At 45.2% G+C, this 15188-nt stretch carries 10 protein-coding genes; 6 read left to right on the plus strand and 4 right to left on the minus strand.

Annotation, left to right across the window (positions count from 1 at the left end):
* Positions 1 to 295 precede the first annotated feature (295 nt).
* From ED312_RS01495 to otsB, 4 genes are all read right to left on the minus strand, one after another.
* Positions 296 to 1240, minus strand: coding sequence for a 1-phosphofructokinase family hexose kinase (locus ED312_RS01495; protein ID WP_123214231.1), 945 nt, complete (start codon positions 1238 to 1240; stop codon positions 296 to 298).
* Positions 1241 to 1315: 75 nt separating this feature from the next.
* A complete protein-coding gene (locus tag ED312_RS01500) occupies positions 1316 to 4015 on the minus strand; it encodes a cation-translocating P-type ATPase (RefSeq protein WP_123214232.1) in 2700 nt (899 codons plus the stop codon).
* 22 nt (positions 4016 to 4037) lie between these two features.
* Positions 4038 to 6458, minus strand: coding sequence for a glycoside hydrolase family 65 protein (locus ED312_RS01505; RefSeq protein WP_123214233.1), 2421 nt, complete (start codon positions 6456 to 6458; stop codon positions 4038 to 4040).
* 16 nt (positions 6459 to 6474) lie between these two features.
* Complete coding sequence (otsB, locus tag ED312_RS01510; protein ID WP_123214234.1) at positions 6475 to 8013, minus strand: trehalose-phosphatase; 1539 nt, start codon at positions 8011 to 8013, stop codon at positions 6475 to 6477.
* 514 nt (positions 8014 to 8527) lie between these two features.
* On the opposite strand from otsB, the gene ED312_RS01515 reads away from it, so the two are divergent.
* The 6 genes from ED312_RS01515 (at position 8528) to kdpC (ending at position 15115) form a co-directional block, all read left to right on the plus strand.
* Positions 8528 to 9871, plus strand: a complete 1344-nt coding sequence (locus tag ED312_RS01515; protein WP_206363190.1) for a sigma-54-dependent transcriptional regulator — start codon at positions 8528 to 8530, stop codon at positions 9869 to 9871.
* Positions 9872 to 10197: 326 nt separating this feature from the next.
* On the plus strand, positions 10198 to 10578 hold the full coding sequence (locus tag ED312_RS23650; protein WP_170164425.1) for a hypothetical protein: 381 nt from the start codon (positions 10198 to 10200) through the stop codon (positions 10576 to 10578).
* A complete protein-coding gene (gene kdpF / locus ED312_RS24455; protein ID WP_123214252.1) occupies positions 10575 to 10652 on the plus strand; it encodes a K(+)-transporting ATPase subunit F in 78 nt (25 codons plus the stop codon). Before ED312_RS23650 ends, kdpF begins: the two co-directional genes overlap by 4 nt.
* A gap of 2 nt (positions 10653 to 10654) precedes the next feature.
* Entirely contained in the window at positions 10655 to 12349 is a 1695-nt protein-coding gene (gene kdpA, locus ED312_RS01530; protein ID WP_123214236.1) for a potassium-transporting ATPase subunit KdpA, read from the plus strand.
* Between the two features lie 56 nt (positions 12350 to 12405).
* Positions 12406 to 14442, plus strand: coding sequence for a potassium-transporting ATPase subunit KdpB (gene kdpB, locus ED312_RS01535; protein ID WP_123214237.1), 2037 nt, complete (start codon positions 12406 to 12408; stop codon positions 14440 to 14442).
* 106 nt (positions 14443 to 14548) lie between these two features.
* Positions 14549 to 15115, plus strand: coding sequence for a potassium-transporting ATPase subunit KdpC (gene kdpC / locus ED312_RS01540; RefSeq protein ID WP_123214238.1), 567 nt, complete (start codon positions 14549 to 14551; stop codon positions 15113 to 15115).
* Positions 15116 to 15188 lie beyond the last annotated feature (73 nt).

Raw genomic sequence — 15188 nt, forward strand, 5'->3', positions numbered from 1 at the left:
ATATATTAAAGTTCAGTGTTGTACTAAAGTGGAAGAACGGCTGGTAAATTTTTTTGGACCCGAAGTGGAAAAGGTATGGATGTTGCGGTGCTTTTCTCAGAATATTTTTCCATAATTTCAGGTGATTTTACAGGAAGAAGGGAAGGACTTGATTTTTTCGCGATTTTGTTAGTACTCCTCCTGAAGTTACAGGAAACCTTCTCCTGCGAATAAAACCGATCTATTTCGGAACCCTATGTTGCAACAGCTCTGATTGAATGGGAGCCATCGGGGGGCAGAGGAGGAGTTGGCCGGGTCATTTATCTGTGGTTTCTTTTTCTTTTAACCACCGGAATATTTTTTCCACATCCTTTTTCCGGCATAATTCGGTGCCGGGTGTCATGGTTGCAGCCGTACCTGCGGCGACCCCCCATTTTACTGCATCCTGGAGGTCATCGCCACGGGAAAGGGACAAAACGATTCCTGCTACCATGGAGTCTCCCGCACCTACAGTACTCTCCTGTTTTACGGTAGGAGGGACCACATAATTAATGGTGGTTTCAGTAACTACCATGGCTCCCCGTGCGCCAAGGGAAACGATCAGGGTTTCCGCTTTACCTTCGCTTATTATCTTTTTTGCGATCTCTTCCTGCTCCAATCCTGATATTGTCTTTTTTCCCGCCAGGGTACTTAACTCCGCCAGATTAGGTTTCATTATACATACCCCCATTTCCGCGGCTTTTATTAAAGCCTGCCCCGAAGTATCTACTACACATTTGATATTTTTGTTTTTCGCGATTTCAGCGATTGTTCCGTAGAAATCATCCGGAACACCCGGAGGTAAACTACCACTGGCAACAAGGTATTTTATTTCACCTGGCAGCCTGTGTACCGCATCAATACATTTCCGGAGTTCTTCCTGGTCCAAATTTCCCCCGGGCATCCCAAACCTGTACTGGTTTCCGGTGGTTTTTTCCATGACCATCAAATTTTCCCGGGTGGGGTTTTCCACATGAATCCGGTACTGGTCTGTTCTTTCCTGTTTAAGTAATTCTTCTATTTTATTGCCTGCCGGGCCACCGGCCGCATAAATAGCCAGTGATTCGCCCCCGAGAATATGTATGGCCCTGGAAACATTGATCCCGCCACCGCCGGGTTCATAATTCGGTTCTTCACATCTCAGCTTTTTTTCCGGCTGAAGTTTATCTATGGAAGTACTTTTGTCAAGGGCCGGGTTAAGAGTTAAAGTCGCTATATTCATTATTCGGGTTTTTATAAATTGTCTGTTTTACGGTCTTTAAAGGTTTTTACCGGGAATGCTGTTCCTGTTTGAATTTCAAAAGTTTTTTCTCATGAGTTTTCCGGCTTGTATGATGAGCAAAGGCAGCAGACTGGTGATAATAATAAGTCCCCAGATACGCGGTTCCAGTTTCCGCAAAGAAAGGACATCCGCAATCGCCGGAATAAAATAGGCTGCTATGAGTATCGAAAAGCACAGTCCCAGGGCCATCCAGATATAATTGTTCCTTGTCACCTGGTTGTTCAGAATATGTTCGTCAGCTTCTCTCATATTGAATACATGGAGCAACTGCGCGAATGCCAGGCTGAAAAAGGCAATGTTATTTGTTATTTCTTCAGGTTGGTCCCAAACAAAATGGGCAAAGAAATAGGCTCCCGAAATGCATATTGTAAATATCACGCCATAAAGGGCAATCCGGGCCCAGTTTTTTTTGGTGAGAATAGGTTCTTCGGGATCCTTGGGAGGTTTTTTCATAATTCCCGGATTTCCTTCTCCGACTCCCAAAGCCAATGCGGGAAAAACATCGGACAGCAGATTGAGAAAAAGCAGTTGTAACGGGAGTAAAGGCAGGGTGAACAAGGTAAAACTTATCAAGGCGATTATCAGTATTTCACTCAGGTGATAAGAGAGCTGGTAAATAATGAACTTCCTTATATTACCAAAGATGATACGTCCCTGTTCAATGGCTTTCACAATGGAACCGAAAGCGTCATCTTTTAATACCATATCAGATACTTCCTGAGCAACCTGCGTTCCTCGTTTTCCCATGGCTATCCCTATATTGGCCCTTTTAAGTGCGGGGGCATCGTTTATGCCATCGCCCGTCATCCCCACTATTTCTCCGTTTTTTTGAAAGTGTTTGATAAGTTCCAGTTTCTGGGCAGGGTCCACTCTGGAAAATATACTGCCCGTGAATAATCGGGAATCGTCTTCTTTTTCCAGTTCTTCGCCGAGTTTTTGTCCGGAAAGCACTCCATTCCCGCTTTTCTCCTCCCGGTCATATAAGCCTACCTGCTCTCCGACATTTTTAGCGGTTCCGGGATGGTCTCCGGTAACCATCATTACTTTGATCCCCGCATTTTTACAGGTATTGATGGCGTCGGCAACTTCTTTCCGGGGAGGGTCAATAAAACCTATCAAACCGGCAAAAACCATTCCGCGGATAAAGTCTTCGGCTTCTTCTCCTTCCGGAAGAATATCAGTGTTCCTATAAGAAAATGCCAGTACACGGAACCCTTCTTCGGACAATTCGTCATTTTTTTTGTGCCAGTACTCTTTTTCTTTATCCGTAAAGTCTTTTACTTCTTCGCCGGTCAGTATTTTATCCGAGCGATCGAAAATGGCATGTGCAGCACCCTTAGCGGCTACATAAAACCCTTCATTTTCCCGGTATACGGCCCCCATTACCATCGTGCCGGAATCGAACGGATCGTGTAATTTTCTTTCCAGACCACGGATTTTCCGGTAGAGGTCAGGATTAAGCTTTTGAGTAAAGTCCAGTAAAGCGATCTCCAGCGGGTCTCCTTCTCCTTTTTCGTTTTCCCCTTCTTCCAGGCGTGCATCATTTGCCAGTGCCGAAATTTTGAAAACGTGAAGAAAATTTTCATTTTTTTCCGGGTCCTGCTGTTCTTGTATAGTGGGTTTGGCATTTTGCCATTCGGCCTTCATTCTCAGATCCCCGGGCAGATATAAGGTGCTTACGGTAAGTTGGTTCATTGTGAGGGTGCCGGTCTTGTCGGTGAAAATAATCCCGGTTTCCCCTAACGTTTCCACAGCTTCCAGTTTTTTTACGATCACGTTTTTTTTCGCCAGGCGAAGCATTCCCCTTGCCAGGGCTATACTTGCCACAATAGGCAGGCCTTCGGGAATGGCCGCAATTGTCCAGGCAATGGAAGTCTGGATCAGCGAATAGTGTTCTTCTCCGGCGATCCACCCTATGACCAGAAAAACAACGGCCAATCCTATAGTGATGTAAATAAGGTTTTTGACCAGTTTGTTTAGTTTCTTATTTAACGGTATCTCATCTTTTTTTTCTTCTCCTACCATCGCCGAAATGCTGCCCAGTACGGTTTGCATCCCTGTAGCGTAAACGACGGCTTTTCCCGTGCCGCCGCTTACTGCTGTTCCTTTATACAGGATATTGTTTCTGTCAGCTACGGGTTTTTCTTCCATTAGAGCAGCAGAAGATTTCTTTACCGGAACCGATTCGCCGGTTAAGGGAGATTCATCCACTTCCAGTTCATTCTTTTCCAGTATGCGTGCATCGGCGGCGATAAGATCACCGGCTTCCACGATCAGGATATCACCGGGAACTATTTTTTCGGCATCTATTTTTTCTTCTTTGCCATTTCGTAATACCCGCGCCTCTATTCTATCCAGTTCCTTCAGGGTCTTCATGGATTTCTGGGCTTTGTATTCCATCCAGAAACCAATTCCCGTATTTATGAGCAATACAATAACTATGGTAATCCCCTCGGCAATATCGCCAAAAATGAACGCCAGTACGGATGCAGCGGATAAAAGGTAAATTACGGGATTGTTTATCTGAGAGAGGAGAATTTTCCAGATGCTGTTATCTTCTTGTTTCTCGAGGATATTCCTGCCGTATTTACGAAACCTCTCTTCAATATCCTTGTCGGTTAATCCCTTATTTGAATCTACGGAAACCGCTTCTAGCACTTCCTCCGCAGACTTTAAATAGACATTTTCGATATGTGTACCTGTTCCATTCTGCATTGCGAGGTCATATATTTAAGAATTAATCTTTGTTATTTTCTGTCCCCAGCCCGAGATGAAATTCACGCATTTCCCCCCTGTTGAATTCATGAATTGCGTCACGGACACCAATATTCATTTTATCACTCCATCCTTCTTCAAAGGCAATCCTTAGCTTTTCATGCCCTGCAGTGAAACAGATCCGGTGGTTTCTGTAATTTATGCACAGGGAAATCTCTTCGATACTGTCCGGTAATTTGGGGTCTATCCACAAAGCATCATCGCGTATGGAAAGGCCGGCAAAATTACGCTGGATAAGGTCGAGGGATCCCGCCATGGCCCCGAGATGGATTCCTTCCGGGGTAGTCCCACCCTGAATGTCTTCGAAATCACTGATGAGGAGCGCTTTAAAATTCTTCCAGGACTGTTTCTTGTCGTATTTGGATAACACCCAGGAAAAGACGAACCGGCTTAGGGTAGAACCATGGGAGGTCCGCTCTTTATAATATTCGATGTTTTGCCTGATATGGTCTTCCTTAAATTCATAACCGAGATGGTGAAAAATGGTATGAAGTTCCTCCTTTGAAAAAACATAAAAGAGCATCAGCACATCGGCTTGTTTACTGGCTTTATATGTATTGGGACTGTTGCCTTCGCTTTCAAGAACCCGATCCAGGCGTTGAATGTCACCATATTTTTCCCGGTATTCCTCCCAGGGGAACTCCTGTAGTTGTTCATAACCTTCAAACTGGTTAATAATACCATCTTTAATAAAGGGAACGAATATTTTTTTGCTGATTTTTTTCCACAGGGACAATTCTTTTTCATCAATGGCCAGGTGCAGAAGCAATTCTTCCTTTCGGCTTTTTTCGATAAGATCGAGGATCTCAAGGGCTTTTTGCAGTACCCAGGCGGTCATTACATTGGTATAGGCATTGTTTTTTAGTCCATGTTCACCGGAATCGGGATAGGAAGTATGGTACTCATCGGGCCCCACCACATGGTGTATTTCATACCGGTCGCGGTCCCGGTTGTATTTAGCTTTACCGGCCCAGAACCGGGCGATGCTGAGAAATATTTCGGCTCCGTAATGGGAAAGAAACAGCCTGTCCTCGGTAGTTAAATAATAATTCCAGATATTATAGGCTATGGCAGCGTTTACATGCCGTTGGAGATGGGTATTGTCAGGTATCCAGTTTCCCGATTTGGGGTTGAGATGTATAACCTGGCTTTCTTCCCTACCGTTGCTGCCGCTTTGCCAGGGGAACATGGCTCCTTTATACCCTTCCTTTTTGGCAGCGTATCGCGCTTCGTCCAGTCTGTAGTACCGGTACATTAGCAAGCTTCTGGTAATTTCCGGAAACCGGAGGTTAAAGTAGGGGAAAATATATAGTTCGTCCCAAAAAACATGTCCGCGGTAGGCTTCTCCGTGTAAGCCCCGGGAAGGTACCCCGACATCGAGGGGAATTGTGTTCGGAGAGATTGTCTGCAGGTTGTGGAATATGTGAAGCCGGACCAGCTGCTGGACCTTTTTGTTACCGCTAATGCCAATATCTGCCCGGTGCCATAAAAACTGATACGCGTCTTGCTGTTTTTCGAGCATTTCCGAAAAGGGGCCTGCCCGTTGTATATCTTTGCGTGCTTCAAGCGAAGGTTCGCTGATCGAAGGGTCCCGGCTCGTATAAATCGCCGCAACTTTTTCAATCGTATATTTTTTACCTTCTTCGGCATGAAAACCCAGGACCTGCTCTATGTACTTGTCTTTCTGGTGACTGGAGACAGTCGTTTTCAATTGTTTTTTTTCTTGGGTGTAGATCCTGGTGCGTGCGGCCTGTGCCATGGTAATATCCGACTGCGCAGTCCGGACAAGTAAAAGAATAACATCTTTATCGATCACTTCAGAATAAAGAGGTTTTAAATGCCTGTTTTCGAGCTCCCTGTACCTGGCGACGTTATTATTAATTACCGTACCGTCAAGGGCTGTCCGTATTTCTATATCTCCACTCCAGTTCTCAGGAGTAAAGTTCCATTGTATCCCTGCCAGATGCATGTCTTTCATGCTTACCAGGCGGCGGCTTTCTATAGAGGTTATCCGGTAATGAGGGTCTTTTATCCTGAATTTCCTGGTGAGGATCCCTTTTTTCATTTCCAGCTTCTGTTCGTAGTCCAGGACCTCCGTTTCTTCCAGGTTTAACCATTCTCCTCCTTCGGGCCTGAAACTCAGGCAAAGCCAGTTCGGGAAATTTACCAGATCTTCGTTTTCTAAGGTCCTTCCTGCAATTTCGGTTTTGGCCCTGTTATACCCTCCCGCAATATAGGTCCCGGGATAATTGAATTCGTTGTTAGAGTTTTCTTCGGCAGCTCCACGGGTTCCGAGATACCCGTTCCCCAAAGTGCACAATGCTTCCCTTAGTTTTTGTTCCTTGGGGTCCCAACCGTGATATGTAAGACAAAAAGTATCCATGCTATATAATTGAATTTTATAACCGTGTTTTAAATTGTCTCAGAAATTCGGTTACTTCACCGGTATTTTGCAGGGTATAGACGGCTGAAGTTTTTTTGCCATGAGAACTTACCAGTATTCCGATACCGTCTTCCCTGACTGCTTTAAAAGCATCTTCATCTGTAATATCATCACCTATATATATGCGCAAATACTTTGTTTTGTCCCATCCGAGTTTTCGGGTAAGCCAATCCAATGCACGTCCTTTGTTCCAGTCAATGTCCGGTTTGAGTTCCAGTATCTTTTTTCCGCCACCTCCCTTTAATTCCGGCCGTTTCCTGATTTCCTTATTGACTTCCTCTATCACCTCCTGTATGTCCTTGTCTTCCACGTTGCGGTAATGCACTGCAATGGCAAATCTTTTTCGTTCTATTGCAACCCCTTTTATATTTTGGAGTTTTTCATTTAAATTGTTTTCTGCTTTATCAAGAGCGAGGGTAATTTCCTTTTCCGATTCATGGACCATTTCCAGATTGTCGGGGCCCGAAATATCAAAACCGTGGCTTCCGGCATATATAATCGTATCTATGTCTACTTTTGATTTCACATCTTTTCGATCCCGCCCGCTTACCACGGCCACAGGGATAAGCTCTGATAATTGATACATGATTTCACGGTTTGCATCCGGTAGTTCCGCATCTTCAGGGTGGGAGACTATGGGAGAGAGGGTACCGTCAAAATCCAGGAAAAGAGCAGGTTTTTTCCGGCCTTTTAACTCCATCATCTTTTCTATGTTATCCAAAGCTTTCGGAAGCGCATCCGGTTTGTTTTTTCTTTCTGTTTTTAAATTTTTAAGTTCCGTAAGTTCATTTACCACGATATCCGCCCCGGCATCCGCAAGGGACTTTTCTGTGGCATTTCGCGCCACTCCGATTACCTTGGAGAATTGCCCTTTTTTGCCGGCCTGTACTCCCAATATTGCATCTTCTATAACTATGGTTTCATCCACCGGAACGTTTAAATATTCAGCGGCTTTCAGAAAAATGTCGGGCGCAGGTTTTCCTCTTAATTTTTCGTGCTTTAATGTCATTCCGTCTACCCGTACTTCAAACCACTGTTCCATATTCGCTTTTTCCATTATATATCTGCAATTACGGCTGGAAGAGATTACGGCTAATTTGATATTTTCTTCCTTCCATTTTTTTAGCATCTCCCGGGCATCTTCATATATGGTTACACCTTCTTTTTCAATTAATTCCAGGAAGATCTTATTCTTTCTCTTTCCTAACCCGTACACCGTATTTTTCTCGGGGAGGTCATGAGGGTTTCCTTCAGGTAAATAAATAGATCTTGATGCCAGAAAATTTTTAATTCCGTCGTGCCGGGGAATGCCATCAATATATTCGGTATAGTCCTTTTTGATATGCAGAGGCTGGAAATTTTCCCCGGTATAATCTCTCAGAAATTCATCAAACATTTGTTTCCATGCCTTGGCATGTACGACCGCGGTTTTTGTTATTACACCATCCATATCGAGTATGGCGGCCTTAAAACGGAAGCTGGCAGTTTTTGACATACTCAATCTTTTTTGTTTTTTACCTCCTACTTAGCACTTCTTTCTAAGATAAAAAATCTTTTTCAGACAAAGGAATGAAAGAGGTTAATTAATAAAACATTAGGAAAAAACAGGAGGTATTGAGAATCGATAATTAAAACAGCTTGTAACATGTTCATTATACTGTAGTTATCCGAAGTATGGAGAGGCTATCCGGATAGGAGGGTGGAGGACGAATGAAAAGAGATAGATGAACGGCCTGGGATCTCCGGTATAAAGTGTAAGAAAGAGAGAAGTCTGTAATATTCAGGTTTTTTGGATCGTGTGCCCGGCGGAATGATTTTTCCGATCATTTTGTGCACGGCCCGAAGCAACAGGCAGTAAGAGAAGCTGTACAGACTCTATGTTCGTCTCTTCCGGGAAAGAGCAAAAGAGCCCCTGATATCCGGCCTCTTTTCAGTATCTGTTAAAAAGGATTTAATTAGATGGAGAAAACTCCCGTACACTCCGTAAATTTGCCCTAAATGAGAAAACCGTGATATCTTCTATCCTGATCATAGACGACGAAAAAGACCTTTTGAACATGCTTGCCCGTATCCTGGAACTGGAAGGGTACCGGGTTTATAAGGCAGAAACCGCAAAAGCGGGGAAAGAGGTTTTAAGGCAACAGGTAATACACGTTTTATTGGCCGATGTAAAATTACCGGACGGAAATGGGATTTCCCTTGTCGAAGAATACAAAAGTATCAGCCCGGAAACCGAGGTTATATGTCTTACCGCTTACGGCAATATTCCCGATGGAGTACAGGCCATTAAAAACGGGGCCATGGATTACCTGGTGAAAGGAGATGACAACCGGAAGATCATCCCTTTGGTGAGTACGGCCGCCGAAAAATCACAATTGCGATTTAAAATCAAAAAGCTGCATGCCCGGATCCAGGGGGATTATGGATTTGATAAAATTATCGGTACCTCCGGAGCGATAAGAGAAGCCATACAATTGGCGCAAAAAGTGGCCCCGCTGGATACCACGGTTTTGCTTAACGGCGAAACCGGGACCGGAAAAGAGATTTTTGCCAAGGCCATTCACGCCCATAGCGAACGAAAGACCGAGCAGTTCCTGGCCATTAATTGCAGTGCGCTGGGGAGGGATATTCTGGAGAGTGAGCTTTTCGGACATAAGAGCGGGGCATTTACAGGGGCACAAAAAGACAAAAAAGGATTACTGGAAGAAGCCCACCAGGGCACCGTGTTCCTGGACGAGATCGGGGAAATGGATATCGACTTACAAGCTAAGATATTACGGTTTCTGGAAGAAGGTACTTTTATCAAACTGGGGGACACAAAAGAGACCAAAGTGGATGTCCGGGTTATTGCCGCCACACATCGTGATCTTAAAGCCGGAGTAGACAAGGGGATTTTCAGAGAAGACCTGTATTACAGGCTTTCCGCATTTACAGTAGTGCTTCCCTCGCTTAATGAACGCGCAGAGGATATTCCGCAGCTGGCGGAGTATTTCATAAAGCTCTTTAATGCCAAAAACAGGAAGCAGGTCGCGCGGATGAGCCCGGAATTTCAAAAAGCCCTTCAACAGCATCACTGGAAAGGCAATATCCGGGAATTGCGCAATATTGTGGAAAGAGCGATAATCCTTGCGGAGACGGAAGTCCTGGAGGCAGAACTGCTCCCGATGGATTTTTATTTTTCCAGGTACCTGGCCAAAAATGCTTCCGTACTTTCATTGAAAGAAGTAGAACAAAACCATATTCAAAATATACTGGAATATGTAAATGGTAATAAAACGAAAGCCGCAAAACTACTCGGTATTGGGCTAACCACACTGTACCGGAAAATGGAAGAATACGGTCTTCATCTGTAAATCTACTTTAACTTCCATACCGCACTTACATCCGGATACCCTTTCATTTTGAAAAAACCTTTTCATTTTGAAAGGGTATTCTTTTTTTATGGGAAAACATCTTTTTATTATTTAGCTTACAATCAAGTTTTTACGTTTTGTTTGAGGTGCGGTTTTTCCCATGGCATGAGATTGGCATTGCGATGTATCGAACAAATATAATTATTCATACATCTATGGAAATACTTTTGAGTTTAGCTATGATCCTGCTGACAGTTGCGGGATTTATCATTCTTTTTAAATCCGTCGACTGGTTCGACGACCTTATCCGGTAAATAATCCTGACCATGTTAACAGAACAAGACGCATCAGACCTTATCCGTCTCGAATTTCCGGAGACGGCGACCATTAAGAATTTTTCGGCCCGTTTGGAAATCCTTGCACAAAAAACGGATGTAACACTGGGTTTTCCCCGGACTGAGAAAACTGCCGGCATATTGCAATTGGTAAATTATCTTTTTGTACATGGAAGCAGGTATGTCCAGGTACAATTGATCGATCATTACTTCAAACTGCTGAAAAAGGTAAAATGCCGGTTTAACCTGAAACGGAAGGTGAATATGCAAAAGGATATTTTACCGGCTGATACGGATAAATTCCAAATTCATTACCGGTGGCGGTGTACCCATCACTATTCCCGATTAACCTTAATAACCATAAAATCATGATTGTACTTCTGATATTAGCCGTAGTGACCCTGGCCTATCTTTTTTATGCCATTGTAAAACCTGAAAAATTCTGAATATGTTACATAAAGAAATTATAGGGGCAACCCTGATTTTTGTACTTTCTGTCACCCTGGCCTGGCCATTGGGAAAATTTATAGTGAAGGTGTTTCGGGGAGAAAAAAACCGGATGGATTTTATGTCCCCGGTAGAAAAAATGATTTTCAGGATAAGCGGGGTCAATCCCGATAAAGAAATGGACTGGAAGCAGAACATGAAAGCCTTGCTGGGATTAAACCTGCTTTTTTTTCTCGTAGCATTTATCATTCTTTCGATTCAGGGCATTATAAAATTATGGAACCCGGCGGGAACCGGAAACTGGGAGCCCACCCTGGCTTTTAATACGGCCATCAGCTTTATGACCAATACCAACTTGCAGCACTATTCCGGGGAAACCGGAGCAAGCTATTTTACCCAATTGGCGGTATTCACCTGGTTGCAGTTCGTCAGTGCCGGGACCGGGATGGCAGCCTGTGCCTTACTGTTCCGGGGGCTGGCCAATCGGAGTTCCGGGGCCCTGGGAAATTTTTACAACCTGTGGCTTAAAAGCTGTACCCGCATCCTGTTGCCTTTGGCCGTGATATTGTCGCTTATACTTACGCTCAATGGTACCACAACCAATTTTAAAGGCCTTCAGGAAGTATCTACCCTGGAAGGAGAAACACAAATGGTGGCCGGGGGACCGACAGCCCCGATGGTTGCCATTAAGCAACTTGGGACTAATGGAGGCGGCTTTTTCGGACCGAATTCCACTCATCCCTTCGAAAATCCCAATTACCTGACCAATATGGCCGAGAATATAGCCATATTGCTTATCCCCATGGCTCTGGTATTTGCATTCGGATTTTATATGAAACGGAAAAAACTGGGTATTTACCTTTTCGGGGTGATGTCCCTTTTGTTTATATCTTTTGTGGCCGTATCTGCCTGGCAGGAAGTGGAGGGCAACCCCAATTTTGCCGGAATGGGACTGGAACAAACGGTGAATATGGAAGGGAAGGAAGTTCGTATAGGGCCCGTGGCTTCTTCCTTGTGGGGAGTATCTACAACATCTACATCCAACGGATCGGTAAACTCTATGCATGATAGCCATACCCCGATCTCCGGAGGGATATTTCTCCTGGATATGTTTATCAATGCTATTTATGGTGGTGTAGGGGTAGGGTTTATCAACTTTTTTGTCTTTATGGTCATTGCGGTGTTCATAGCCGGACAGATGATAGGCCGTACCCCGGATTTCCTGGGGAAAAAACTGGAAGCCAGGGAGATCAAGATCGCAGCCATAGTGGTTATTCTTCACCCGTTGTTCATCCTGGCGGGGACGGCTATATCCGGTTACCTGGTCACTGCAAACCCGGACCTGGGTTGGTTGAACAATCCCGGGTTTCACGGATTTTCGGAAATGATGTATGAATTCACCTCCGCCTCGGCAAACAACGGTTCGGGCTTTGAAGGATTGGGGGATGATACTCCCTTCTGGAATATTGCCACGGGAATTGTAATGTTGCTGGCGAGGTTTCTGCCTATTATCGGCCCGCTTGCCATTGCAGGGTCACTTGCTGCAAAAAAACAGGTGCCACAGACAGTGGGAAGCCTGCAACCGGAGACCCCGGCTTTTGCCTCGGTGTTGCTGGCGGTCATTCTCATTATATCTGCCCTGGCATTTTTTCCGGCATTGGCTTTGGGACCTATAGCCGAGTATTTTTCCTTTTGATCCATGTACCCTTATTATCAGAAAAGATAAATTCAATATTACTAAATAAATGAAAAATGAATTCCAGGAATAACATCTTAAATAAAAGCATCCTGAAAAGTGCGTGGAAAGAGTCCTTTATAAAACTCAGCCCCGCATCGATGATGAAAAACCCGGTGATGTTCACCGTCGAAATAGGTACACTGGTCATGATTGCAGTTAGCTGTATATCTCTTTTTGTCCGAAGCGAAAGTATAGGCAGCTTCGGGTATAACTTTGCCATTACCCTGATCCTGGTCATTACCCTCTTGTTTGCCAATCTGGCGGAAGCCATAGCGGAAGCCCGTGGCAAAGCACAGGCAAATGCCCTGAAAAAAACGCGCACCGATACCATGGCCAAACGCTTGCTGGTAGATGGTACCATAAAAATGGTAAATGCTACGGAACTCCGGAAGAACGATATTTTTATTGCAGAAGCCGGTGATGTCATCGCGGCAGACGGAGAGATCGTGGAGGGATTTGCATCTATCGATGAATCTGCCATTACAGGGGAGTCCGCTCCTGTCATCCGCGAAGCGGAAACCGATCACAACAGTGTTATCGGGGGGACGAAGGTATTATCGGATACCATAAAAATAAAAGTGACATCCGAGCCGGGAGAATCATTCCTGGACAAAATGATTGCCCTTGTAGAAGGGGCCAATCGCCAGAAAACACCTAATGAAATAGCCCTCACCATACTTTTGGCCAGTTTTACCGTAGTATTCCTGATCGTTACCGTGACCTTGCAGCCATTTGCCGCTTACAGCAATACCCTGTTGTCCGTTGCCGCCCTGGTGTCCCTGTTCGTATGCCTGATCCCCACAACTATCGGCGGATTGCTTTCTGCAATCGGTATTGCCGGGATGGACAGGGCCTTGTCTGCCAATATCATTGCCAAATCCGGTAAGGCGGTGGAAACGGCAGGGGATATTGATGTATTGCTCCTGGACAAGACCGGGACCATTACCATAGGTAACCGCAAGGCCACTCATTTTTATCCCCTTGACGGTACGGACGAAATGTCTTTTGCCTGCCTGTGTGCTATGAGTTCTGCTTCGGATAATACTCCGGAAGGTAAATCCATAGTGGAACTTGCCGAAGGTTCGGAAGTCTTCCTTGATGATCTCCGGGATGTTGAGATTAACGAGTTTATAAAGTTTACTGCCGAAACCCGCATGAGCGGTGTGGACCTTAAGGACGGGCGACAGATACGAAAAGGGGCCTGGGATGCCATTGAAAAATGGTGTGATATAGCACCCGGATTACTTCCACAGTTCCGGGATAAGGTCAGGGAAATTGCCGAAAAAGGAGGTACACCGCTGGCCCTTGGTGTGGATAAAAAGGCTTTGGGGGTCATTCAGCTGGAAGATATCATAAAACCTGGAATACAGGAACGTTTTGCCCGGTTCCGGAAAATGGGTTTGAAAACCGTGATGGTCACCGGGGACAATCCCCTCACCGCCGCTTTTATAGCCCGGCAGGCCGGGGTGGATGACTTTATTGCCGAGGCCAGGCCGGAGGATAAGCTGTTATATATCAAAAAAGAGCAGGAGGCCGGAAAACTGGTAGCCATGATGGGAGACGGGACCAATGATGCCCCGGCCCTGGCGCAGGCCGATGTGGGTATAGCCATGAACAGCGGTACCCAGGCGGCCAAGGAAGCAGCCAATATGGTTGACCTGGACAATGACCCTACCAAACTCCTGGAAGTAGTGGAGATAGGTAAACAGCTGCTCATTACCCGGGGAAATGTCACCACGTTTTCCATTGCCAATGATGTGGCCAAATATTTTGCCATCGTTCCGGCCTTGTTTGCCATAAGCATTCCGGGGCTGAATATGCTGAACATCATGAGGCTTGAAAGCCCGGAGTCGGCCATACTTTCCGCGGTGATCTTCAATGCGGTCATTATTCCCGCATTGATCCCCCTGGCACTACGGGGCGTAAAGTACCGCCCGATGGGGGCATCGGCCCTGTTAACGCGAAACCTGCTGGTCTATGGCCTCGGTGGAATAGCCCTGCCCTTTGTAGGGATAAAACTTATTGATATGATCGTCAGTATATTCTTATAGATCAGCTTATAGCCCCCTTTTCTCCCGAAAAAGGAAAGGGTTCCCCTCACGAAGGGAACCGGGGGAGTTCCATAAGCTCAAAATAAAATTTTAAAAAGACACAATAATGAAATCATTAAGAACAATTTTTGGCTTAACCTTATTGACACTTCTGTTATTCGGCATGGGATATCCCCTTGCCATGGTGGGATTAGGTACTGTCCTTGCCCCGGATGGTGCCCGGGGAAATCCCGTATATCAAGGGGAAAAATTGATCGGGTTTGAAAATATAGGCCAGGATTTTCACAGCAACCGGTATTTCTGGGGCCGGCCGTCTGCGGTAGGTTATGATGCATCCTCTACCGGAGGGTCGAACTACGGGCCTACGAATCCGGAATACCTGGAACTGGTAAAAAACAGGATAGATACCTTGATGAAATATCATCCCGGGCTGGTTAAAAAAGATATTCCTGTAGACCTGGTCACGGCATCCGGTTCGGGATTGGACCCCCATATTTCCAAAAAAGCAGCCCTGATCCAGGTTCATCGCATTGCGCAGGTAAGAAAGGTCCCCGAAAATAAGTTACGGGAATTGATAGAAAATCATGCCGAAAATTCTTTCTTTGGAGGTCCTGATAATTATATTAACGTACTGAAACTTAATATGGCCCTGGACGAACTGGAAATCAGGTGATAACCGGATTCGTAAAGTAAACTGAATATACACAAAAACAGCTGGCCGGTACTTCGGCTGCCGAACGAAGTAC

This window comes from Sinomicrobium pectinilyticum, from assembly GCF_003725735.1.
Lineage (GTDB): Bacteria > Bacteroidota > Bacteroidia > Flavobacteriales > Flavobacteriaceae > Sinomicrobium > Sinomicrobium pectinilyticum.